This is a genomic window from Pseudomonas rosaeacicularis (assembly GCF_057128745.1).
This window is the reverse complement of record NZ_JBSKHT010000003.1, coordinates 280,111-303,446: the sequence shown is the minus strand read 5'-3', so window position 1 is coordinate 303,446 and position 23,336 is coordinate 280,111. Positions and strand designations below refer to the sequence as shown.

Annotated in this window: 20 protein-coding genes and 1 pseudogene; 6 read left to right on the top strand and 15 right to left on the bottom strand. The window is 54.8% G+C overall.

All coding sequences use genetic code 11. From position 1 onward, the window contains the following. Positions 1–24 precede the first annotated feature (24 nt). From ACWKWM_RS05945 to pyk, 7 genes are all read right to left on the bottom strand, one after another. A complete protein-coding gene (locus ACWKWM_RS05945) occupies positions 25–756 on the bottom strand; it encodes a TerC family protein (RefSeq protein ID WP_483845237.1) in 732 nt (243 codons plus the stop codon). Positions 757–952: 196 nt separating this feature from the next. Further along, positions 953–2,476, bottom strand: coding sequence for a 2,3-bisphosphoglycerate-independent phosphoglycerate mutase (gene gpmI / locus ACWKWM_RS05940; protein ID WP_483845236.1), 1,524 nt, complete (start codon positions 2,474–2,476; stop codon positions 953–955). A gap of 11 nt (positions 2,477–2,487) precedes the next feature. Further along, a complete protein-coding gene (locus tag ACWKWM_RS05935) occupies positions 2,488–4,113 on the bottom strand; it encodes an NADP-dependent glyceraldehyde-3-phosphate dehydrogenase (RefSeq protein ID WP_483845235.1) in 1,626 nt (541 codons plus the stop codon). Further along, entirely contained in the window at positions 4,110–4,883 is a 774-nt protein-coding gene (gene tpiA, locus ACWKWM_RS05930) for a triose-phosphate isomerase (protein WP_483845234.1), read from the bottom strand. Before tpiA ends, ACWKWM_RS05935 begins: the two co-directional genes overlap by 4 nt. Positions 4,884–4,894: 11 nt before the next feature. Continuing rightward, complete coding sequence (eno, locus tag ACWKWM_RS05925) at positions 4,895–6,196, bottom strand: phosphopyruvate hydratase (RefSeq protein WP_483845233.1); 1,302 nt, start codon at positions 6,194–6,196, stop codon at positions 4,895–4,897. Then, on the bottom strand, positions 6,189–6,362 hold the full coding sequence (locus ACWKWM_RS05920; RefSeq protein WP_483845232.1) for a hypothetical protein: 174 nt from the start codon (positions 6,360–6,362) through the stop codon (positions 6,189–6,191). Before ACWKWM_RS05920 ends, eno begins: the two co-directional genes overlap by 8 nt. 11 nt (positions 6,363–6,373) lie before the next feature. Next, entirely contained in the window at positions 6,374–7,822 is a 1,449-nt protein-coding gene (pyk, locus tag ACWKWM_RS05915; RefSeq protein ID WP_483845231.1) for a pyruvate kinase, read from the bottom strand. A gap of 543 nt (positions 7,823–8,365) precedes the next feature. Here pyk and ACWKWM_RS05910 point away from each other — a divergent pair. The 3 genes and pseudogenes from ACWKWM_RS05910 to ACWKWM_RS05900 form a co-directional block, all read left to right on the top strand. Then, positions 8,366–9,130 (top strand): annotated as a pseudogene (locus ACWKWM_RS05910) (MCP four helix bundle domain-containing protein); the annotation flags it as partial. Further along, complete coding sequence (locus tag ACWKWM_RS05905) at positions 9,125–9,988, top strand: methyl-accepting chemotaxis protein (protein WP_483845368.1); 864 nt, start codon at positions 9,125–9,127, stop codon at positions 9,986–9,988. The pseudogene ACWKWM_RS05910 and the gene ACWKWM_RS05905, both read left to right, overlap by 6 nt. 101 nt (positions 9,989–10,089) lie before the next feature. Further along, positions 10,090–11,007 (top strand): GntR family transcriptional regulator, encoded by a 918-nt coding sequence (locus tag ACWKWM_RS05900; RefSeq protein ID WP_483845230.1) that lies wholly within the window; start codon positions 10,090–10,092, stop codon positions 11,005–11,007. A 40-nt stretch (positions 11,008–11,047) separates the two neighbouring features. Here ACWKWM_RS05900 and ACWKWM_RS05895 read toward each other — a convergent pair whose 3' ends face one another. The 7 genes from ACWKWM_RS05895 to ACWKWM_RS05865 all read right to left on the bottom strand — a co-directional run bounded on the left by ACWKWM_RS05895 (position 11,048) and on the right by ACWKWM_RS05865 (position 20,024). Beyond that, complete coding sequence (locus ACWKWM_RS05895; protein ID WP_483845229.1) at positions 11,048–12,109, bottom strand: AbrB family transcriptional regulator; 1,062 nt, start codon at positions 12,107–12,109, stop codon at positions 11,048–11,050. Further along, positions 12,106–13,179 (bottom strand): lactonase family protein, encoded by a 1,074-nt coding sequence (locus ACWKWM_RS05890; RefSeq protein WP_483845228.1) that lies wholly within the window; start codon positions 13,177–13,179, stop codon positions 12,106–12,108. The genes ACWKWM_RS05895 and ACWKWM_RS05890 overlap by 4 nt, the downstream gene beginning before the upstream one ends. 26 nt (positions 13,180–13,205) lie before the next feature. Beyond that, positions 13,206–15,908 (bottom strand): aconitate hydratase AcnA, encoded by a 2,703-nt coding sequence (acnA, locus tag ACWKWM_RS05885; protein ID WP_483845227.1) that lies wholly within the window; start codon positions 15,906–15,908, stop codon positions 13,206–13,208. A 124-nt stretch (positions 15,909–16,032) separates the two neighbouring features. After that, a complete protein-coding gene (locus ACWKWM_RS05880; protein WP_483845226.1) occupies positions 16,033–16,914 on the bottom strand; it encodes a LysR family transcriptional regulator in 882 nt (293 codons plus the stop codon). A 12-nt stretch (positions 16,915–16,926) separates the two neighbouring features. Next, a complete protein-coding gene (gene otnC, locus ACWKWM_RS05875; protein ID WP_483845225.1) occupies positions 16,927–17,562 on the bottom strand; it encodes a 3-oxo-tetronate 4-phosphate decarboxylase in 636 nt (211 codons plus the stop codon). Next, positions 17,559–18,857 carry a 3-oxo-tetronate kinase gene (otnK, locus tag ACWKWM_RS05870; RefSeq protein WP_483845224.1) on the bottom strand — a complete coding sequence of 433 codons (1,299 nt, stop codon included), beginning with the start codon at positions 18,855–18,857 and terminating at the stop codon, positions 17,559–17,561. The genes otnC and otnK overlap by 4 nt, the downstream gene beginning before the upstream one ends. A gap of 96 nt (positions 18,858–18,953) precedes the next feature. Next, a complete protein-coding gene (locus ACWKWM_RS05865) occupies positions 18,954–20,024 on the bottom strand; it encodes an isocitrate/isopropylmalate dehydrogenase family protein (RefSeq protein WP_483845223.1) in 1,071 nt (356 codons plus the stop codon). Between the two features lie 252 nt (positions 20,025–20,276). Between ACWKWM_RS05865 and rraA the strand changes: the two genes are divergently transcribed. Beyond that, the gene (gene rraA, locus ACWKWM_RS05860; RefSeq protein WP_483845222.1) at positions 20,277–20,762 is read left to right on the top strand and encodes a ribonuclease E activity regulator RraA; all 486 of its coding nucleotides are present in this window, start codon (positions 20,277–20,279) and stop codon (positions 20,760–20,762) included. On the opposite strand, the gene ACWKWM_RS05855 is transcribed toward rraA, so the two are convergent. Next, the gene (locus ACWKWM_RS05855) at positions 20,759–21,688 is read right to left on the bottom strand and encodes a GntR family transcriptional regulator (protein ID WP_483845367.1); all 930 of its coding nucleotides are present in this window, start codon (positions 21,686–21,688) and stop codon (positions 20,759–20,761) included. The genes rraA and ACWKWM_RS05855 overlap by 4 nt on opposite strands. Before the next feature lie 155 nt (positions 21,689–21,843). Between ACWKWM_RS05855 and ACWKWM_RS05850 the strand changes: the two genes are divergently transcribed. After that, positions 21,844–22,503 carry an aspartate/glutamate racemase family protein gene (locus ACWKWM_RS05850; protein ID WP_483845221.1) on the top strand — a complete coding sequence of 220 codons (660 nt, stop codon included), beginning with the start codon at positions 21,844–21,846 and terminating at the stop codon, positions 22,501–22,503. A 31-nt stretch (positions 22,504–22,534) separates the two neighbouring features. After that, on the top strand, positions 22,535–23,335 hold the full coding sequence (locus tag ACWKWM_RS05845) for a hydroxypyruvate isomerase family protein (protein WP_483845220.1): 801 nt from the start codon (positions 22,535–22,537) through the stop codon (positions 23,333–23,335). Position 23,336: the final 1 nt, after the last annotated feature.

Sequence of the window (23,336 nt, the reverse complement as noted above, 5' to 3'; positions counted from 1 at the left end):
TGCGCCAGGCTCGCTAGCGACCGGTTAACTCTCTGCTTTTTTCCTTTGGCTAATGGTGCGCAGTCGAATGTTCAGCGCTTCCACACCCAGCGAGAACGCCATGGCGAAATAGACGTAGCCCTTAGGGATATGGAAATCCAAAGACTCGCCGATGAGCACCACGCCCACGACAATCAGGAAGGCCAATGCCAGCATTTTCAGGCTAGGGTGCTTGTCGATGAAATCGCTGATAGTGCCCGCCGCGAGCATCATTATCAGAACGGCCACGACAATGGCGGCGACCATGATAGGAACATGAGCGACCATACCCACTGCGGTAATCACCGAGTCCAGCGAGAACACGATATCGATGATTGCGATCTGAATGATCGTACTCAGAAATCCCGCGCCTTTCTTGGTTGGCGCCTCAGGATCATCCTCGGCATCTTCCTCGCTTTGGTAAATTTCCGTACTGCTTTTCCAGATCAGAAAGAGCCCGCCAAAAAACAGGATCAGATCGCGCCCTGAAATGCCTTCACCCATCACGTTGAACAGATCAGCTGTGAGTTTCATGATCCAAGTGATCGACAGCAACAACAGGATCCTGGTGACCATTGCCAAAGCCAGGCCAAAAAATCGGGTTTTGGGCTGCATCGCTTTCGGCATGCGGCTAACCAAAATCGAGATCATGATGATGTTGTCGATACCAAGGACGATCTCAAGGACAGTCAGGGTAAAGAACGCAATCCAGATTTCTGGATTTGTAAGCCATTCCATATACGTACGTCTCTTTGCTGATGCGTTAGAAAAACGAGGGAAAGTCTCGCCGGGTTGTAAGAAAAAAAGGGGCAACTGCATGCGCAGATGCCCAACGCTCTGAGGAGCAAACGACCGTGAAATCAACATCGAAGACAGGGATAAAGACCAATAATATCGCCTGCCTGGCAATGTCCTGATGACGCCAACAGGTCAATCAGTCGATAAGCAGAGATTGGCCCTCCATCTCTGCAGGAACAGGTATGTTCATGAGGTGCAACAGTGTCGGCGCGATGTCGCACAGGCTTCCGTCACGCAGCTGACAGTCTTGCGCGCGATCACTGACATAGATGAGCGGAACGGGGTTGAGCGTGTGTGCGGTATGCGCTTGGCCGGATTCAGGATCGAGCATTTGCTCGACGTTTCCGTGGTCTGCGGTGATTAAACATTCGCCGCCACTTTCAAGGGTTGCCTGCACAATCCGTTGCAAGCATCCGTCCAGCGTCTGCACTGCCAAGACAGCAGCATTGAAGTCGCCGGTGTGACCCACCATGTCGCCGTTCGCGTAATTACAAACGATCAGGTCGAACATGCCGCCTTTAATCGCATCAACCAAGCGATCGGTGAGTTCAACGGCGCTCATTTCTGGTTGTTCGTCATAGGACGCGACATTGGGAGATGGGATCAGAATTCGTTCTTCGCCGGGGAAAGGTTGTTCACGGCCACCGTTAAAGAAGAAGGTGACGTGCGCATATTTTTCGGTTTCAGCTATGCGCAACTGGGTCTTCCCAAGCTTGCCGAGATACTCACCAATGCTGTTGTCGATGGACTCCGGAGCAAACGCACATAGGCTTCCAAGATCTTGGGAGTATCGCGTCAACGTTAGAAACTGATCTTTGGGAACCGTTACAGCGCGAGGGAAATGATCAAAGGAGGTACTGATGAGTGCCTGGCTTAACTCCCTCGCCCTGTCAGGGCGAAAGTTCAGGAACAGCACGCCGTCGGCCGGTTCCATTTGCACTGAATCGCCAATGACAGTCGCTTTGACGAACTCGTCGGACTCGTCACGTTCGTAGGCGGCTTCTAGAGCATGGGCAGCTGAAGGGCTGTAATAATCCGCGACCCCACCGCTGACAAGATTGTAGGCGGTCTCGACTCGCTGCCAACGGTTGTCTCTGTCCATCGCATAGTAGCGGCCAACCAGCGTCGCGATTCTGCCAGCACCCAGCGCTGCTAACTCCCGTTCAAGCGCCTGAATGGATTCCGATGCACTTCGAGGAGGAGTGTCTCGTCCATCCAGAAAGGCGTGGATGAAGAATCGCTCTACGCCTTTTTCGACCAGAATCTTGCACGTTGCGATGATCTGATCGACATGGCTGTGCACACCCCCTGGTGACAGCAGACCCATCAGGTGAACGGCGCCCTGTCGAGCTTGAACGCCCTCCAGCAATACATTGAGCGCTTCGTTGTTCGCGAAGTCGCCGTCAGCTATCGCTTTGTTGATCCTCGTGAAGCTTTGGTACACCACCCGGCCTGCGCCTAGGTTCATGTGCCCGACTTCAGAGTTTCCCATTTGACCCTCGGGCAGGCCTACAGCCATACCGGATGTTGAAATCTTTGCGTTCGGGTACAGCATGAGCAGAGCGTCAAATACAGGAGTCTTGGCTGCCGCGAAAGCGTTGGAGTCCGTCGCGTCACGCAACCCCACCCCATCCAGAATAATCAGTGTGCGAGCACTCATCGGTCAGCCACTCAGAAAATGTAATCGGTGGTCAGAAAGCTCGATTCCCGGTTGCGGATAATCTCGCTGATGAGCGCCTTGTTGCCCTCCTGAAACTTGGTGGCAACCAAGGTGCGAATCGAAAATACGCGCAGTGCGTCGTCGACCGATAGGGTGCCTTCGGCTGAGTTTTTGCGGCCATTGAAGGGGAAGGAGTCTGGCCCGCGTTGGCACTGAGCGTTCAGGTTGATGCGGCCAACCTGATTGGCGAAGGCATCGATCAAACGACCCACTTGGGCGGAGTCAGTGCCGAAAATGCTCAGCTGTTGGCCGAAGTCAGAGTCGAGCACGTAGTCAATCACGGTCTCCAAATCGCGATACGGAACGATAGGTACGACTGGCCCGAATTGCTCCTCTTGGTAAACGCGCATATCTGAAGAGACGGGGTAGAGCACAGCCGGATAGAAGAAGGACTCACGTGTGGTTCCGCCACCTTCATTGACGACCTTGGCGCCTTTAGCAACAGCGTCTGCGACAAGGCCGCTCAGAAAGTCTGTTTTGCCGGGCTCTGGCAGAGGAGTCAGGGATACGCCTGCTTCCCATGGCATTCCTGGCTTGAGCGCAGCCACTTTGCTGTTGAATTTTTCAACGAATGCGTCAACGACATCTTCATGGACGAACAGGATTTTCAGTGCGGTACAACGCTGGCCGTTGAATGACAGGGATCCCGTCACAGCTTCGCTAACTGCGTTATCCAGATCCACCTCCGGCAGCACAATGCCAGGGTTCTTTGCATCCAGGCCCAGTACTGCGCGCAAGCGATGAGGCTTAGGGTGCAGTTTCTTGAGTGCACTGGCGCCTTTGTTGGTGCCAATGAACGCGAAGATATCGACCTTGCCGCTTGCCATTAGCGCGCTGACAGTTTCGCGTCCGCTGCCATAAATGACGTTGATTACACCGGCAGGAAAGCTGTCGCGAAATGCTTCCAGCAGCGGGCGAATGAGCAATACGCCAAACTTGGCAGGCTTGAAGACGACAGTGTTGCCCATGATCAACGCTGGAATCAGCGTAGTGAACGTTTCGTTGAGCGGATAGTTATACGGCCCCATGCAGAGCGTCACGCCCATTGGCACACGACGGATTTGACCGAGTGTGTCCTGCTCAAGCTCGAATCGACTCGAACGTCGATCCAGTTGCTTCAAGGCATTGATGGTGTCGACGATGTAGTCACAGGTGCGGTCGAATTCCTTTTCGGAATCCTTGAGGTTTTTACCGATCTCCCACATCAACAGCTTCACCACTGCCTCGCGCTGAAGACGCATCCGCTGCAGGAAAGCCTCGACGTGTTGAATACGCTCGGCAACGCGCATCAGTGGCCATGCACCGTGCCCGTTGTCGTACGCTTTCACAGCAGCATCTAGGGCAACGAGCGCCGTCTCGGCATCGAGTTGTGGCGTGCTGCCAAGTTCAACAGGCTCGTCGCCGGTAGATGTACTCATGAACACTGGGCTGCGAACGCTGGCCAGCGGCCCATCCCATGTCTGCAGGACGCCATTGACCAAATATTCACGCTGCTCGATTTTTTCGCCGAGCCGGTATTGTTCTGGGATATCGGCGGCAGCCGGGAATAAATTGTCGAGAAGACCTGCGGTGTTCATGCTGTACCTCTTGGAGTTGTTCTAGCTGCATCACAGATGGAGAGGAATGCCGACGCGTCCAGTGACGCGCCTCCTATCAGTCCACCGTCAATGTCTGGCTGTGAGAAAAGGACTTGTGCGTTGTCTGCCTTCACACTGCCGCCGTATAGAATCTGAACGTCGCCCGCCGTCTGCTCGTTGAAAGCGCTGAACACGCCCCGGATATGGCGATGTACGTCCTGGGCTTGTTCCGGCGTAGCAGTTTCTCCGGTGCCGATCGCCCAAACAGGCTCATAGGCAATCACGCCGCGTGTCAGTTTCAAGATGCCCGCATGCTTGATGACAGCGGTTAGTTGGGTGGTCACGACGCTGTTGGTAATTCCCGCACGGCGTTCAGCCAGTGTTTCACCCACGCACAGAACTGGGATCAATCCCTGGTCGATCGCCGCCGCAAACTTCTGAGCAACCACCTCGTCGGTTTCGCCAAACAGGGCTCGACGCTCAGAGTGGCCGACAAGGATATAGCGACAACCGATGTCGCTGAGCATGGAAGCGCTGACCTCTCCCGTGAAGGCGCCGTGAGTAGCCGTGCTGAGGTTCTGAGCGCCAATTGCGATGTTGCTTCCCCGAAGTTGCGCTGCGACTGACGCGAGGTATGGATACGGCGGGCAGATCGCAACCTCAAGGTTTTCATCGGGGTTAACGCCGGCGATGACGTCATTGAGGAGCGCCTCGTTGGCACGCTGGTCGCCATTCATCTTCCAGTTGCCAATAACAAGGTTCGGCTTCATGGGGCTTCCTCTTAGACGTTGCGCTTAAGCAATGGCGCGGCGTTGTAGGGAGCAGCACCTTGAAGGGCTGTTTCAATGCGAAGCAGGCGGTTGTACTTGCCGACTCGGTCAGAGCGGCACAGAGAACCAGTCTTGATTTGGCCCGCGCAGGTTGCAACCGCTAGATCGGCGATGGTTGTGTCTTCAGTTTCACCCGAGCGGTGGGAGATAACTGCGGTATAACCGGCATCCTGCGCCATGCGAATAGCATCCAGGGTTTCACTGAGGCTGCCGATCTGGTTGAACTTGATCAGGATCGAGTTGGCAATCTTGTTATCGATGCCTTCTTTCAAAATTTTGGTGTTGGTGACAAACAGATCGTCACCAACGAGCTGTACCCGTGAACCGAGTTTTTTGGTGAGCGCAGCCCAACCGGCCCAGTCGCCCTCGTCCATACCATCTTCAATCGAGATGATCGGGTATTTGTCACACAGCGATGCGAGGTAATCAGCGAAGCCTAACGAGTCGAAAGACTTGCCCTCGCCGGAGAGCACGTACTTGCCGTCTTTGTAGAACTCAGAGGCTGCGCAATCCAGGGCCATGGTGATGTCTTTGCCCAGTTCGTAACCCGCGCGTTCCACTGCTTCCTTGATGACGACCAGCGCCTCTTCGTTCGAACTCAGTGACGGAGCAAAGCCACCTTCATCACCTACGGCGGTGCTGAGTCCGCGCTCAGTCAATACTTGCTTAAGCGTGTGAAAGACCTCAGCTCCGATCCGCAGAGCCTCTTTAAAGGAGGGCGCGCCTACCGGCTGGATCATGAACTCCTGGATGTCGACATTGTTATCAGCGTGCTCGCCACCGTTGATGATGTTCATCATCGGCACCGGCATGCTGAAACGTCCCGCTTGGCCATACAGTGCTGCGAGGTGCTGGTAGAGAGGAATGGATTTGTAGGCAGCAGCGGCTTTGGCTGTCGCGAGCGATACAGCAAGAACAGCATTTGCACCCAAGTGACTTTTGCTTTCGGTACCGTCGAGTTCGATCATTGCGGCGTCGACTGCGCGCTGATTGAGCGCATCCATGCCGACGACTTCGTCACGTATGGCGGTGTTCACGTTGGCGACTGCTTTAAGAACGCCCTTACCCTTGTAGCGGGATCCACCGTCGCGCAACTCCAACGCCTCGCGCGAACCCGTGGATGCTCCGGAAGGCACACTTGCCGTGGCCTCTATGCCGCCTGCCAAAGTCACTACTGCCTCGACGGTCGGGTTGCCGCGAGAGTCCAGAATTTCATGTGCAACAATATTTACGATCAGGCTTTTGTTAGTCATTTTGGTGATTACCTTGCAATGGGATATCCAGCTTTGCGGCGATATCAACCGTTGGGGAGGAGTCATTGGCCAGCAGCTCTTGTTGCTCGGCATATTGAGCCCGGAAGTCAAAGTCTCGCGGCCAGGCATGCGCTGTGTCTGCGTCACCGTTTCTTTGACTCTGCATTGTCATTCCTCTTAGCGAATCGCTTCGCCGACACGTACAACTCGCAATGAGTTGGTACCGCCTTGAGCGTTGGCGTAATCACCTTTAGTGATCAAGACGTGGTCGCCGTCGGACACGACCCCCCGACGAACCAGCTCATCGACGGCGCGATGATTCACTTCCTCATTGGGATAGTCATCGGAGTCGAAAGGAATCGTGGTTACGCCACGAAACATGGTCACGCGGTTCTGGGTACGGGGATTTCTTGAAAACGCGAAGATCGGGAGGTGCGAGCGAATGCGCGACATTAGTCGAGGTGTGTCGCCGCTCTCAGTCATGCAGATAATCGCCTTGACGCCGTGCAGGTGATTCGCCGCATACATCGCTGACATCGCAACTGACTCGTCGATCTTATGAAAAACTTCATCGACTCGATGCTTGGATCGGTGCGCCAAGGGGTGTTTTTCTGCGCCCATGATGACTCGGTGCATCGCGTCGACAGTCTCGATGGGATAGGCGCCGGCTGCAGTCTCGGCAGACAACATGACCGCGTCAGTGCCGTCGAGCACAGCGTTCGCGACGTCGAAAACTTCGGCGCGAGTCGGCATCGATTGGGTGATCATCGTTTCCATCATCTGGGTCGCGGTGATAACGACACGATTCAACGCGCGGGCACGATCAATAATCAGTTTCTGAACAGCTACGAGCTCGGCATCCCCGATCTCTACGCCCAGGTCGCCACGAGCGACCATCACCGCTTCGGAGGCTTCAATGATGGCGTCCAGAATGCTGACGTCATTTACTGTCTCTGCGCGCTCAATCTTGGCCACCAAACCTGCTTCGCCGCCCGCTTCGTGGAGCAATTGGCGTGCGAGATGAATATCCGCAGCGTCACGAGGGAAAGAAACGGCTAGGTAGTCGACCTTCATCGTGGCGGCAGTCTTGATGTCGACACGATCTTTATCCGTCAGCGCAGATGCGGACAGGCCGCCACCTTTGCGGTTGATGCCTTTGTTGTTGGAAAGAGGGCCGCCCACCATGACTTCGCAGAGGAGCTGAGTCTTGTCGACCGTCAGCACTTTGAGTTCGATCCGGCCATCGTCCAGCAACAGAATGTCGTCGGGACGGCTGTCAGTGATCAGCGCTTCATAGTCGATACCCACTCGATGGTGGTCACCTGCATTTTTGTCCAAGGATGCATCGAGGGTGAAGTGATGACCTTTTTGAATGACCACCTTGCCTTCAGCAAAGCGTGCGATACGAATCTTGGGCCCTTGCAGGTCAGCCAGGACAGCTACGAACCGACCATTTTTTGCAGCCAATTCCCGCACCAGATTAGCTCGAGCGATGTGATCCTCGGCACTCCCGTGAGAAAAGTTCAGACGTACTACGTCAACACCGGCCTTGATCAGCCCTTCGATGGCCTCTCTGGTCTCAGTCGCAGGGCCGAGGGTGGCAACGATCTTGGTTCTTCTCTGCATTACGGGTTCCTTGAGGAATTTTTTTGGTAATGATGGGGAATCAACTTTAACGCACGAATAGCCAAATTAGGCGGATTCGGTAGGCGGTTCAAAATGCACTGTTCGATGCAACAATATTAGGTTGGAGAGGGCTTTTGGCTCAGCATTCAGAAGACTTAATGAGCTAAAGTAACTCGGCTTCTGGCCGAACCAAGGTTGTATCGATTGAAAAAGACTCGCACATTGACGTACCAAAGTGCAATATTATTTTGGTCGGGTGGCGGCGGGTTGTGCTCATAACGGGCTAGAGGGCTGGCAGCTAAGGTTTGAGCCCGAGTAGTCAGAGCCGGAATGGCTGCTGATTAAGCGTGATGTCGGAAGGTTATGGATTCAAAACAAAAAAGCGCGGCGTTTATCGCCATAAGCACCTATCTCCAAACTTGGTAAGTGAACAATGAAAGCTGATCAAAACTGTCTTGGAAAGCGACCAGGCTCAGGGCTTCGGGTGCCGCGCGCTCCCGTCATTTGGTTTTTTTCTTCCCGATCAGATGCGAGATTTTTCTCATGCTAATGCGCCAGATTGGAATTGCACCGCGCGCTTTCATCGGGTTTGCGGCCATCGCTTTGCTGAGTGTGTTTTTAGGTTTGTTCGCACTGAAACAGATCCGAGACGTACAGGCACAGGCGGCGGATATTCAAGATAACTGGATGCAGCGAGTGCGAGCGCTTGGGGCCTCAAACGCGTCGCTCAATCGCTATCGAATGGGATCGATGCAACACATCTTGTCCACGACCGATGATGAGATGCAGTCCTATGAAGACAAGACTGCCGGACGTTTGAAAAGCGTTCGGGAGCAGATGTCGATCTACGCAGGCTTGCTCAATACCGACGATGATAAGCGCCGACTGGAGGCTTTCAATCTCAGCCTTGAGGCTTACGCCAGAAACCATCTGGAGCTGCTCAGGCTTTCACGGCAAGGTGACAAAGCAAGCGCCCGTGCATTTCTCATGACCATTCGCGAATCCTACGATCAGATGACCAAGAATTTTGATGACTTGATCGACCGGGCCAACTCCGGAGCTGAGACTGCCGGCAGTCACTCAGAGAGCGCCTACGCAGAGGCGGTTGAAGGCATTAGCTTAGTGATCCTGCTGGTCGGGGTAGGAACAATTCTGGTGGCATGGCTGCTGACTCGAAGCATAACGTTGCCGATCATGGAGTCCGTCCGGGTAGCTGAGACCATCGCTAAAGGCGATCTCACCCAACCGATCAAGCCTCGAGGTAACGATGAGGCGAGCCGACTGCTGACTGCTCTAGCCGCCATGCAGCAAAGCTTACTCACCACGTTGAAGCAGATCACCGGATCCTCTACACAGCTGGCATCTGCGGCTGAAGAGCTAAATGCCGTTACAGCTGAAGGAAGTCGAGATCTGCAACAACAGCATGGTGAGATCGAGCAAGCCGCCACTGCCGTAACAGAGATGACTACGGCGATTGAGGAGGTGGCTCGGAACGCCTCTTCGACCTCTGACCTGTCTCAAGAGTCCCGAGCAACTGCTATGCGTGGTCAACAGCGAATGATGGAAGCGGTTTCCGCTATCCAGGCGCTCACACGCGGAGTTGAAGTCAGCTCGAAGCAAGTGGGCGGTTTGGCCGATCAGGCTCAAGGAATTGGCAAGGTGCTTGATGTGATCCGTACGATCGCGGAGCAGACCAATCTTTTGGCTCTCAATGCCGCGATTGAGGCTGCACGAGCTGGCGAGGCAGGCAGGGGGTTTGCAGTGGTTGCTGACGAAGTTCGAGCATTGGCCCATCGTACCGCTCAATCCACTCGCGAAATTGAAGAGATGATCGGCAGTATCCAGACGGGTACGGCCGATGCCGTCAGCACTATGCAGAATAGCAGTGACATGACTCATCAGACGCTGGAGCTTGCTGAGCTGGCAAAAACTGCGCTGGCTGAAATCGTAGCGGCCAATGACGAAATCAATGATCGAAATCTGGTGATCACTACTGCAGCCGAGGAACAAGCGCATGTCGCTCGCTCCGTGGATCGGAACCTTCTTAACATTCGTGAGCTATCAATCCAGTCTTCTGAGGGCTCACACCAAACGACTGCTGCATCACAATCATTGGCAAATCTGGCATCAGAGCTCAATACGATGGTCAGGCATTTCCAGATTTGAAAAGGCTCCGGGAATCGTTCGCTGGCCGTATACTTCGGCTGCATTGGCCGAGCTGGCGAACGCTCCCCAATCCAGGTATTTAACAAGTTAGTGAGTCAAGAATGGCTTCAAGCACATTAGTCCAAAGAATCGTTGCAGAGATCCGTCAGAAAATTCAGGTTCGAGAACTTGAAGTGGGCGCGCACATGAGCGCTCAAAAAGTGGCAGATGAATTCAAGGTTTCTCGGTCGCCCGCACGGGAAGCTTTGCTGAGTCTCGCGAATGATGGGTATCTGGAACAGTTCGCTAACCGGGGTTTTTTTGTCCTGGAAAGGGCTCATGAGACCGAAGCACCTAATGACGAAGTGCGGTCACTGGAAGAACCGGAGGAGTATTACCGGCTCTCTGAAGACTGGCTGAACAACCAGATCCCACAAGAAGTCACTGAGCAATTCTTGCGTAACCGCTACAACCTCACCAAAGTCCAGGTGATCGACGTTCTCAACCGTGCTGCCAAGGTCGGTTGGGTCGAACCCAAGCCTGGCTACGGCTGGCGCTTTCTAGATGTCGCGAAGACACCTGAAACGCTGGAGCAGATTTACAAGGTGAGGTCTCTGATTGAGCCTGCTGCGCTTCTTGAACCCACCTATCAGCATGATATGGAGATCCTGCGCCGCTTGAAGAAAGAGCAGCAGGACATGCTGGATGGCGGTATTGAGACATTGCCCGCAGACGTGTTGCTCCGGAACGGCATTCGATTCCATGAGGAGTTTATAAAGCTCTCCGGCAACCCTCTGTATCTGATGATCCTCAAGCAGATGAACAATATGCGACGCCTGCTTGAGTACCGGTCAATGATCGACCGCAAGCGGCTCTTCAAACAGTGCGCCGAGCATATTCAGATGATCGAGCTGGTGGAGCAGGGCAATAACCTTGAGGCAGCGCATTTGATGAAGCGCCACCTGAGCGGTTCGTTTGCTCACAAGTCGCCGATTCTTCGGTTACGTGTCGAAGGTCAGGTTTCGACTGAGAACGCTTAAATGTCCTAAGCTTGGCGACTGCGCCTTAAAGTAGAAAGCTTCACTCTATCTTCGCTTTTTGGCGAGCTGTCTGTCGTTTCACCCAACGATTGTGAATGGGCTCCGCACACAGCATCACCACAACCAACCTCATGATCTGCATCGCGGTGACAAGCCCAACGGCCAGGTGCAGCGCATCTGCCGTGAGGTACATCTCCGTACTGCTGCCGGGCATCATTCCCAGCGCTAAGGTGTAAGTCGGTAGATCAATGACGTGGCTCAACGGCCATGCCACGAGGACTGTGGTGCCAATCATTGATAGCGTAAACGCAGCTACCTTCAGCAGATAGGTCGGGGCTGACCTGAAGAATTGGCGATCAAAGTGCACGCCCAGGGCGCAGCCAATCATCAATTGCCCGTAATGGCTCAGCTCTACCGGCAGTGCCATCTGAAGGTCGAAAAACGCTGTGCAAAACGCACAAAGAGCCATCGGCCCGAACATCCATGGATTCGGCCATCCCACTCGTTTCCATCCCATTGCAACCAACGCGCCTGCGAGCAGCATGGGTGCTAGCCAGCGCCAATCGGCAGGGAGTCTCGCGAACGTGGCATTTGGTGCTACATGGGCCAGGTAGAACATGGTCGGCGGGACGCACAGCACGATGAGCACTAGCCTGACGCTGTGAGCTGCAGCAATCTTGCTCACGTCAGCTTTATGACGAATGCCCAGTTGGATCATTTCTGAAAAGTTGGCCGGCATGAAAGCGAAGTATGCGGTGGTTAGATCCATGCCTCGCCGATGCATAAAGCCAATACCGATTAGCGCGATGCCTAACGTAAGGAACGCCACAAACAACATCATCGGGAATCGCTGGAGGATCTCGTGCAGCACCATCGGGGTGAAATGCAGCCCAATTGATGTGGCGATCATCCATTGGCCGGATATTCGTCCCTTGGGGATCTCGCTGATGCGCCAACCAATGCACCGCACCAGAATGACCCCGAGCATTGAGCCAATAATCCATGGCAAAGGCCAATGCAGCCAAGTGGCTGCCATAGCGCCGGCTATGCCAACGAGGGGAGTGCCCCACCAAGAACGAAGTCCTTGAAAAAAGGCCTTCATACCCGGAATTCGTGTCGGTCAGCGAAAACCATGCACACCGGGCTGCCCACCCTCAAGATTTGATCGGTCTGCGTCAGTCGACCTGTCTGCGAATCAACTATGAAAGTGATCAGCGTGTCGGTGTCTTCATTGGCCGCGTACAAAAACGCACCCGAGGGGCTAAGAGCGAAAAAGCGAGGTGTCCTGCCGCCTGATGGAAACGCCTCGATAAACGTAAGCAGCCCGCTTTGTTGATTAATGGTGAACAGCGCGATGCTGTCGTAGCCGCGATTGGACGCGTAGAGAAACCGTCCTGTTTTGTCCACCTCGATTTCGGCCGCTCGACTGGTACCCACGAAGCACTCGGGCAACGAAGAAACTACCTGCAAAGCACTCAGCTCTCCCGTCATCGTGTTGAAGTCGTAGGTGGTTGCAGTCGAGTCCAGCTCATTGATCGCATACATACGTGATAGCGAAGTGTGGAACGCAACATGCCGGGGGCCGGCGCCCTCTCGCGTGACAACGTGAGGTACGGCAGATGGCTTGAAACCGCCAGTGAACTTATCGAATTCAAAGCTGAAGATCCTGTCCAGCCCCTTGTCAGGAACAATGACGAAGCGGCCGCTCGGATCAAACGGATTGAAGTGCGGTTTCGGCCCATTCTGCTCTACGCGGTGAGGGCCGATTGGGCCTTCCATCATTGAGCATTGCAGCAGATCGCCAAGCGTTCCATCGGACAGGATTTCAACGACTGCAAGCGAGCCGCCTGAATGATTGCTGATGACCAAAAAACGATTGTTGGGGGCAATCGCAAGATGCACTGGATTAAGCCCGCCGGTGGCGACAGTATTCAAGAGGGTCAGCGTACCGTCTTGGTTAACCTCGAATGAGCTGGCCTCCTGACGATCGCCATGGACGCAATAAAGCCTGTCCTGATCCTTATTCAAGGCGAGGAAGGATGGATTGGTGAGGCCTTCCACAAGTTGCACATGAGCCAGTGTGCCTGAAACCGGATCAAGCTTATAAACGGTGATACCGTCACCGCGAGCATTTCTCTCTCGCGTGGTGCGAGACCCTACGTATGCATACATGGCCAGTCCTTAGCTTGCGTTGTAGTTCATGGTTGCGGACTTGTTGCAGTTGCTTTTGTACTGGCGACGACCTTTCTCACGACGTAAGGAAGGATGCCGCCTTGGCGCAGGTAGAGGATTTCCTGTCTGGAATCGATTTTCAGAACCAGCTCGAAAGATCGTTGCTCGCCGTTCCGAGTGATAATCAAGCGGATGATATTGACCCCGACCGTCAACGCGTCCAGCCCTTGAAGATCAAAGTGTTCCGTTCCGTCGAGCTTCAGATCAGAGGCGGTTTGGCCGGTGTGAAATTCGATGGGAAACACGCCCATACCGATCAGGTTGCTACGGTGGATACGCTCGAAGCTGCGGGCGACGACCGCTTTGACACCGAGCGTCGCCTGGGCTTTGGCAGCCCAATCGCGGCTTGAGCCTGCGCCGTAGTTAAAACCGGCGAAGATCAGAAGCGGTATTTTCTTCGCGACGTAGGTGAGCGCTGCATCGTAGACACGCTTAACTTCGCCAGAGGCGCTGGTAGCCCATCCGCCTTCGGCAGGTTGCTCTGAGAGCAGCCGATTTTTCACGGCCCGATTTACGAATGCCCCGCGCATCATCACTTCGTGGTTGCTGCGTCGGGTCGAATACTGGTTCAGGTCATCAATGGCTTCGCCGCGCTCCAGCAGCCACTGGCCGGCCTGGCTTTCGCTGGGGATCGCACTGGCCGGGGAGATATGGTCAGTGGTCACATTATCGCCCAGCACCATCAAGGGCCGAGCACCCTGGATCGACAGGGAGTCAGAGGGGAGGGGAGTGACCCCTTGCAGGTAAACCGGCCTCCGCAAATACGTCGATGCCGGATCCCAAGGAAATTGCACGCTCCCCACCGCCGATAGTTGTTGCCAGTGATGGGTGCCGTCCCACAGCGTTGCGTTGCGTTTGCGAAAGAGTTCCGGCAGTACAGTGCGTGCGACCAAGGCACTGACTTCATCTTCGTGGGGCATTAGCTCGTGCAGGAATACATCGTTGCCTTGCGCGTCCTGCCCCAGCGGCTCGCCCTGGATGTCGGTGTCGATAGTGCCAGCTAGGGCGTAGGCCACGACCAAAGCAGGCGAGGCAAGGTAGCCGATCTGTACCTTCGGATTGACCCGGCCTTCGAAGTTGCGATTGCCGGACAACACGACCACGGTCTTGAGGCCGTTATCGGCGAATGCCTCCATGTGCGGCTCGAGCTTGCCGGAGTTACCGATGCAGGTCATGCAGCCGAAGCCGGCGAGATCGAACCCCAATGCGGAGAAGTCCTCCATCAGGTCTGCTTTCGCCAGGTAATCGGCGACTACCTGCGATCCCGGTGACAGGGAGGTTTTCACCCATGGCTTGCGCTGCAGTCCGCGCGCCCGTGCATTGCGCGCGAACAGCCCCGCCTGAATCATCTGGCTTGGGTTGGCGGTGTTGGTGCAACTCGTGATGGCGGCGATCGAGATCATCCCATGGGTTACCGGCTCCCCGAACGAGGGCTCAAAATAAACGGTGTCATTTTGGGCCGTTGTCGCAATGAGGTTGGCACCTTCGCCCATGATGTCGTGACGAAACGACTGAGCGGCATCGGCCAGCTTGCGCCACTGGTGGGGCTGATGGGGGCCGGCAACGCTCAGCTCGATGGCGTCCAGATCCAGGTCGATCACTTCCGTGAACCGAGGCTCCGGGTCACCGTCATGCCGCCACAACGATTGCACGCCGAGATAGACATCAATTTTTGCCAAAGTGTCATCGTCTCGTCCAGTCAACCGCATGTACTGCATGGTCGTGTCATCGAACGGGAAGAACACCACTGTGGCTCCGTATTCGGGGGCCATGTTCGAAAGCGTACCGCGAGCTGCCCAGCTCAACCCCGAGAGCCCCGGGCCACAGAACTCAATGAATTTACCGACAACGCCACGGGCGCGCAGTATTTGAGTAATACGCAATGCCAAGTCTGTTGCGGTAATTCCAGGCCGCAGCTTGTTCGTTAAGCGGATCCCTATGACTTCCGGAAAACTGATCGGTACCGGTTCGCCGAGCATGGCGGCCTGGCCTTCCAAGCCGCCGACACCCCAACCCAGGATCCCGATGGCATTGATCATCGGCGTATGGCTGTCAGTTGCAACCATGTCGTCGGGGTGCAGCAAGGGTTCGCCATCAGCGGTGCGGCTTTCCCACACCACTTTGCCCAAAGACTCCATGTTGACCTGGTGAATAATGCCGGTACCCGGTGGCACTACTTTGAAATTATCCAGGCTTTCCTGCGCCCACTTGATGAAGCGATAGCGCTCGGAGTTGCGGCGGTAATCAATGTCCAGATTGCGCTCTACCGAGTCTGATTCCGCGTAGCTTTCCACGATGACGGAATGGTCGATAGTCAACACGGCAGGGATCATCGGATTCATCGTCGCCGAATCGCCCCCCATCTCGGTCACCATGTCACGCATTCCGGCGAAGTCAGCAAGTGCCGGCAGGCACGTGGTGTCATGAAACATCAGTCGATTCGGAAAGAACGGCACCTCACAGTCGGCGCGTTGGGTTCCCAGGCATTCCAGAAAGTCCGGCAGCGATTCAGGTGAGCACCGCGCCACATTCTCCAGCAATATCCGCAGGGAGTAGGGCAGGGTTATGAGCGTTTCTGGAGACACAACGCGTTTGAGGTCAACAAAGGCGTATTGGCTCTCACCTACGTTCAGATGGTTGAGAAACCGAGGTTCGATGGCTGAAATCATAGGGCCTGCTGATCCGTTCGTGAGTCAAGGTGGTGTCGGCACCGTTTGATAAGTTGATCGTAACCAACGCATGTCACTGCGAAAATTGATCCTTAACGAAGGTAGCGTTCTTCACTCACGAACATTAAGCCGTCAGATGGCCTACGAAGGCTTTGGCCGTTGGGGCAAGAGCCTCAAAGCTTCGAGAGACTATGTTCAGTTGCCGGTGAGCCCAAGGCTCTTCGAGGGCAATAGCCTGTAGGTGTAACGGCTTCAGATAACGCTTTAGCACTTCACGTGGCAGGATGCAGATCCCGAGGTTGGCTGAAGCCATCTGGCACATACATTCAAAGCTGGTCACGCGAATTCTCTGGCGAACGGACGCGCCGAGTTTCTTGGCTTGCTCGGTCAGAAGATTGTGAACCGAGCTTTCCTGGTGAGGCCCGATGAATTCGTAGGTTAATGCCTGCTCGAAGCGAACGCCCGATGCGGCCGCTAGTGGATGGTGTTCAGAGACCGCGACCACCAACTCATCGGTACGGTAAGGGATCAGCTCCAGGCCCATGGCAGGCGTCTGCTCTGCAATAATGCCTAAATCAGCGCGTCCGTCGGCCACGGCTCTGACGATGGCCGCACCGACTCGCTCTTCGATATCGAATTTGATTTCTGGATAGCTGACCAGAAACCGCCCGACATCTACGGTTAACTGCTGGGCAAGTGCCGAAGTAATCGCATGCAAACGAATATGGCCCTTGGTGCCTGAGCCGTATTCGCCAAGTTCCGAATCCATCCGCTCCAGCGTTTCCATGAGCTGAACGGTGTAATGCCTCAGCGACTGACCTGCCGGTGTCAGCTCCATACCGCGTGGGTATCTAATAAACAAACTTGCGCCCACTTTGACTTCCAGCTCACTGATGCGTTTGCTCACGGCAGAGGTCGCCAAGTGGCAGCGCTGGGCGGCCTTGGTCAGATTCCTCTGCTCGGCGACGGCCATGAAGATTTCAAGGCTCAGCAGGTCGTGGCGCATGTCTTGGCTCGCTTAGCGCTGTGGATACCGCCGGTGCAGATCAGCAATCTGTTCGGGCGTCAGCGTCTTAAATTTGTGTTGAAAAATCAGCAGGAACAGCTGCGCTGTCGCTTCGAGTTCTTCAGTGGCATCCACTGCCGCACTTAAGTCAGAGCCAGCGACGACAGGGCCATGGTGCGCCAACAGCATTGCGTGGTGCTTGCCCGAGAACGAACGTACCGCTTCAGCCAATGCCGGGTCGCCTGGAGCGTAGTACGGAACGAGCGGGAGTTTGCCGACGCGCATCGCATAGTAGGCAGTGATTGCAGGAAGCAAATCATCCGGGTCAAGGCCATCCAGCACAGACACTGCTACCGAATGGGTCGAATGTAGATGCACCACGGCACCACTGGAAGGGCGCTCTTCGTACATCGCCAAGTGCAATAGTGCTTCCTTGGACGGTTTGTCGCCGCTGATGTGACGACCACTCCAGTCCAGCTTTGACAGTCGGGCAGGGTCGAGCCTGCCCAATGAAGATCCTGTCGGTGTCAGAAGCCAGCCATCGTCTACTCGAGCGCTGATGTTTCCGGTACCACCGTGAGTAAGCCCACGGTCGTACATAGACTTGCCGAGCAGCACAATCTCTTCGCGCAGCTTGGTTTCGCTCATTGCACAAGCTCCAGAGCTTTCTCGAAGAAATCGACTGTCCCGAAATTTCCTGACTTTAATGCCAAGGCGATCGGCACATCTCTAAGACCTACAGTCCAAGGGACACCGGGATCGATTGGCGACCCAATACGCAGCGCCTCGACGTCGAGGGCCTTCACGACCGCGCCAGACGTTTCACCGCCTGCGACCACCAGCTTTCTTACCCCAAGGTCTACCAGACCAACTGCAATGCGAGAAAGCGCATCTTCGACAATCTGTCCTGCTGCCTCTACGCCTAGGAGTTCTTGCGCAGCCCTCACTATTTCGGGTTTTGCACTGCCGTAAATCAGAACAGGTTCATTTCCGATGAGCGTCTTCGCCCACGCCAATGCCTGCGTCACTTGATCCTCACCCTTGGATAGCGCGAGCGGATCTAATTGGAAGCTTGGGCGAGTGGACTGCCAGTGCTCGACCTGAGCATTAGTGGCAATCGAGCAACTGCCGGAAAGCACAGCACTCAGACCGCCTACCGGAGGCAATTCGGATGCCGCATCGCTGCCCACAAGCAGGCCTTTGCGACCGAAGTTCTCAGGCAAGCCTAGCGCTATTCCTGAACCACCCGTTACTAGCAGGTGATCCTGGATAACTATAGAAATTGCCCGTAGATCATCGTCAGTCACCGCATCGACGATTGCATATGAGCATCCCGACTCTTGGATTTGAGCCATGGTCTTCTTGAGAAAACCATTGCCTTTGGTCACTGCGCGATGAGGTACCAAGCCAACTTTCTTGGGGGTTTGCTGTTGGAGCACTCGCACTAGATTTGAATCGGTCATTGGGGTGAGCGGATGATTCCGCATGCCCGATTCGCTGAGCAGTATGTCGCCAACGAAGAGATGTCCTTGGTAAACGGTGCGCTTGTTCTCGGGGAAGGCAGGGCAGGCGATAGCGAAATCGACTCCCAGGGACGCCATCATGGCATCGGCTACAGGGCCAATGTTGCCTTTGGGGGTGGAGTCGAACGTCGAGCAGTACTTGAAAAAGTACTGACGGCAGCCGATTTCCTTCAGCCACTCCAGCGCGTTTAGGGATTCCTGAACCGCTTTGTCAGCGGGCAGTGTTCTTGTCTTAAGCGCGACCACGACGGCATCGATGTCATCCGGTATGGGTTCTTTGGGTATCCCGATAACCTGCAGTGTGCGCATTCCACCCTTCACCAATGTGCTGGCGAGATCGGTGCCTCCAGTAAAATCGTCGGCGATGCAGCCCAGTAACAATTGAGTCACTGCTAATCCTCCCCGCTCTAACCATTGCATTCAGTGCTGGCGATGGTTGAACGTTGAATTCTTGTTGGTATGAAAAACTTGATGCAGCAGAAAGGGGCTACGCAGGACGCGTAACCCCTCTAATACTTAGCCCAGGATGACCTTGGCCACTTCTTCACCAAAGGCTTTGGTGCCCAGCTTGCCCCCCAGGTCTGGCGTGCGTTTTTCTGGACTTTCCAATACGACGTCAATCGCGCGATCCATTTCTACAGCAGCGGCTTGCAGATCAGCATTGTTGCGTTGCTCGCCCATCCACTGCAGCAGCATGGCTACGGAAAGGATCATCGACACAGGGTTGGCAATGTCTTTACCCGCGATGTCTGGGGCAGAACCGTGTTGAGCCTGAGCGCAGCAGTGAACGTCGCTGGCCATCATCGAGCCCGCCAGGCCGAGGCTGCCGGACAATTCGCTTGCCAAGTCACTGATGATGTCGCCGTAGAAGTTAGTAGCTACCAGTACGTCGAAGCGTTCTGGGCTGCGTACCAAGTGCGCGGTGGAAGCATCGACCAGCAGATCGTCGAGCTTAACTTCCGGGAAGTCTTTGGCGACATGTCGCACTGCTTCCAAGAACAGGCCGTCGGTCATATGGAAGCTATTGGCTTTGTGGATAGCGGTAACTTTCTTGCCGCGTTTCATTGCCAGCTCGAAGGCGCGACGCGCGATACGTTCGCTGCAATGGCGGGTGATTTTGCGAGTCGACAACGCCATGTCCGGAGTAGGCATGACTTCGCCCCAACCACGGCTCATGTTGCGGTCTGGGTAAAAGCCTTCAGTGGCCTCACGCATGATCACCAGATCCATGGTCTTGCCTTCCTTCATGTTCGAAGTCAGGAAAGGGCGAGTGCGTGCCGGGCGCACGTTTGCATACAGGTCAAGACCGATACGGAAACCTGCAGAGACGTTGCGGCCGCCTTTCTCAGGAACCGGGTAATCAGCGTGAGATTGGGTGCCCAGAATAATGCCGTCGTATGTCTTGGCCTTGTCGAGGATCTCGTCGCGCAGGGTCGTGCCGTACTTTTCGAGGCTCTTGAAGCCGACGTCGTCGTAGTCAAACGTCAGGCCCAGGCTGAACTTTTTGTTTACTGCGTGAAGGACTGACATCGAAGATCCAACGATTTCAGGGCCGATACCGTCGCAGGGAAGAACAAGAATACGCATCACACTCTCCTAACTTTTTTATTCGAAGCTGAGGCAGGCCGTAGGGGTTGCCAGAGAATTTATGTACCTCGTTTGCACGAAATACAATATCGTCAAGACGCTTACCTGGCCATGACCGTCTGGCGACTCGATCGCTTTCTCGGTACCTAGTCGCCAAATTGCCGCCCTGACAGATTGCATTTTATTGCATCAATAGCCAGTTTGTGCAACCTTTGTTTTCATAAATTGCTTTCTACCGGCCCCGGAGTGTTTATGTCCCTTAAAACGACAGACCTGTGTGATGACTACGAAGAGAGGGCGCGAGTGCTTGCGCCGATATTTCAGGATTTTGGCGGGAGGAAGGATTTCACTGGAGAAGCTGTGACCGTCAAATGCTTTGAAGACAACTCTCGCATCAAGGAGCTCAGCGCTGAGCCTGGGCAAGGGAAAATTCTGGTGGTCGACGGTGGCGGTAGCGATCGCTGCGCTTTGTTCGGTGACGTGATCGCGCAGGATCTGGTGAGAAACGGTTGGGCAGGGGTGCTGATTTACGGGTATGTGAGGGATCGTGCGGTGCTTGAAAAATTACCCATCGCGATTAAGGCCCTTGGAGCGTCGCCCCGCAAATCGGTCAAGCGCTCAGAAGGGCAGGTTGGCGAACCACTTATGTTCGCAGGGCAGACCATCGTCCATGGCGATCGGCTTTACGGGGACGACGACGGCGTGGTGATTCTCAACGAACCTTTGTCAGCCGCCTAATCAGCTACCGAGGCCTCTATGATTTTCTGCCGTTCCAACTCATCTTTCGCTTCCTTGTCCGTTTTAAGACGGCCAACGATGTCCAGGTGGTTGCGCAGAAAATCAGCGGCCTCATCGCGGCGCCCAGATTCAATGAGATCGAGCAGATGAATGTGCTCTTTGCACTGATTGATCAGCCGAGGTCTGTCGACGTTGGCTTTGTAAGCCATAAAGCGTCGCAACTGATTCTGACGTTTGATGGCCTCAAGAAAAAAAGCGTTGCCCGAGCAGCGCACGATCAACTCGTGCAACTGAGCGCCGATCTGGAAAAGCTGAGATCGGGAAAGCTTGAAAATATCGCCATCAAGCATCTCTTGTTGGGTTTGGCGTGCTTTAGCAAACGCAGCCTTATCGACTTGGTATCCAGGCTCAAGAATGGCAGCTGGTTCGATTGCCATCCGAAACCGATAGCTCTGGATATGGGCTTTAGAGTCGTGGAGGAAGTTATTGATCTCCCAGCCTTGCCCAGGTTTGCGTTCGATCATGGCTTCATTTGCCAGTCGGTTCAGAACCTTGATGAGCTGACCACGAGGCACCTCGTAACGGCGGATGAGCTCAGCTTCGAAAAAAGTTGTTGGCACGTCGCCGCGCAGCACATCGTCCACCACCCGAAGATAAAAGTCTTCGAAAGGATCAACTTCAAGAGGCAGATTGCCGGTGTCGATTGCCCGAGCATCGCGGGTAAGGAAATAGCCCCGGTTCGGCTCCTTCGTGGCAAGACCCAGCTCTTCAAGCAGAGCAAAGCCGCGACGTACTGGCGATCGGGAGACTCCGAGTTCCTTGGCAAAAGCCTCCTCGCGCAGTGGGTCACCTGCACGCATGGATCGAGCGCGCGCCATATCAATAATCTTGGGCGCCAGTTGCTCGGCAAGATCCTTTTTTATCATAGGCTTCATTTGAGTCATTGCGCCTGAACAGTACGTTTCTGGGTGCAATAGAGATTGCATTCCGTATTACCAAAATACCATACCCATGCTTCTCCGCCTAAGACACCTCATTGCGATGAAGTTGCCCTCACAAGAACGATTAGAGAAATTTACCAATGACCGCCAAACGGATTTTCCTGATCCACGCGACTCCAGTTTCCATCGAGCCCATCAGCCAAGCTTTTGCTCGACTGTGGCCGGAAGCGATATTGGCAAATCTTCTGGAGGATTCATTGTCCAGAGATTTGGCCGCCGCAGGAGCCCTGACGGAAGCTTTGAAACAGAGGTTTCTTGCGTTAGCCCGATATGCCGTCGAGGCGGGGGCAGATGGCATTCTGTTCACCTGTTCGGCCTTTGGCGAGGCAATTGACTTATGCAAGGCAGAGCTTTCAATCCCGGTGCTCAAGCCCAACGAAGCCATGATTGACGAGGCCATCTCCCAAGCCTCACGAATCGCCATTGTGGCTACTTTCCCTCCAGCTATTGACTCGATGGCTGACGAGTTTGAGCAAGCAGCCAGCGAAGCCAATCGTCCACTGCAGCTGACAAGCTTCACATGTCCGAAAGCTTTTGACGTCCTACGGTCAGGTCAGCCAGATCTCCACGACTCAATGATTTGCAACCTTGTGAGCGAAATAACAGATCAGGATCTGGTCTGCTTTGCACAGTTCTCAATGGTCAGCGCCGCTGCCGGGTCGAGGAATGTCACGACATTGAACGTTCTGACTACGCCTGATAGCGCAGTCTTGAAGCTTCGGGCAGCTCTCGACTCCTAAACCTACCGTCAGCCAATTAGAGAATAAGCAGATGCTTAAATTTAACGCCCACCTAGGTTTTCAGTTTACGGAAAAGCCCTTTTTGCAGCGATTTGCAGCTGCTGCCTCTGCTGGGTTTCAGGGTGTTGAGTTCCCCACCCCGTATGACCACAACCCATGGGTCATTTCAGACCTACTGCAGGAGCATCAGCTGGAAATGGTTCAGTTTGCTGCGCCAGTAGGCTTAACCAAAGGGCTGGCCGCCGCGACCTCACGTGACGAAGATTTCCGGGCAGGTCTTGCCACAGCAGTTGAGTACGCGACGCATCTTCGGTGCAAAAGCATTCATCTCATGGCAGGCACAGAAATATCAGGTGGCATGCGAACAGACAATCAAACCTATCTGGGGAACATTCGATACGCCATTGATTACCTGGCAGACAACGGTCTCGTCAGTCTGATCGAGGTCATCAGCCGTGCTGAGGTGGCTGGGTATCACATGTCTGATTTCAGCCTGGCCGAGGCGGTTCTGGATGCCAACCCTCAGCTGGGCCTCATCCTGGATGTCTACCATGCGCAACTGATATCGGGGAACGGATTGGCGACACTTCAGCACTGGGTTGACCGTGTGCGCCATGTGCAGGTCGCGGATTGGCCGGGAAGACATGAGCCAGGAACTGGAGTTATCAGATACAACGACGTGTTCAAGCTCCTAGAAGACTCTGGGTACGATGGGTGGGTTGGCTGTGAGTATCGTCCCCTTATCGCGACCAATGAGGGCTTGGCTTGGTTAGGTAAATGGGGAGTTGCGCCTAAAAGCGGGGTGCGTTCTCCGATAGATAACAGCTTTTAGA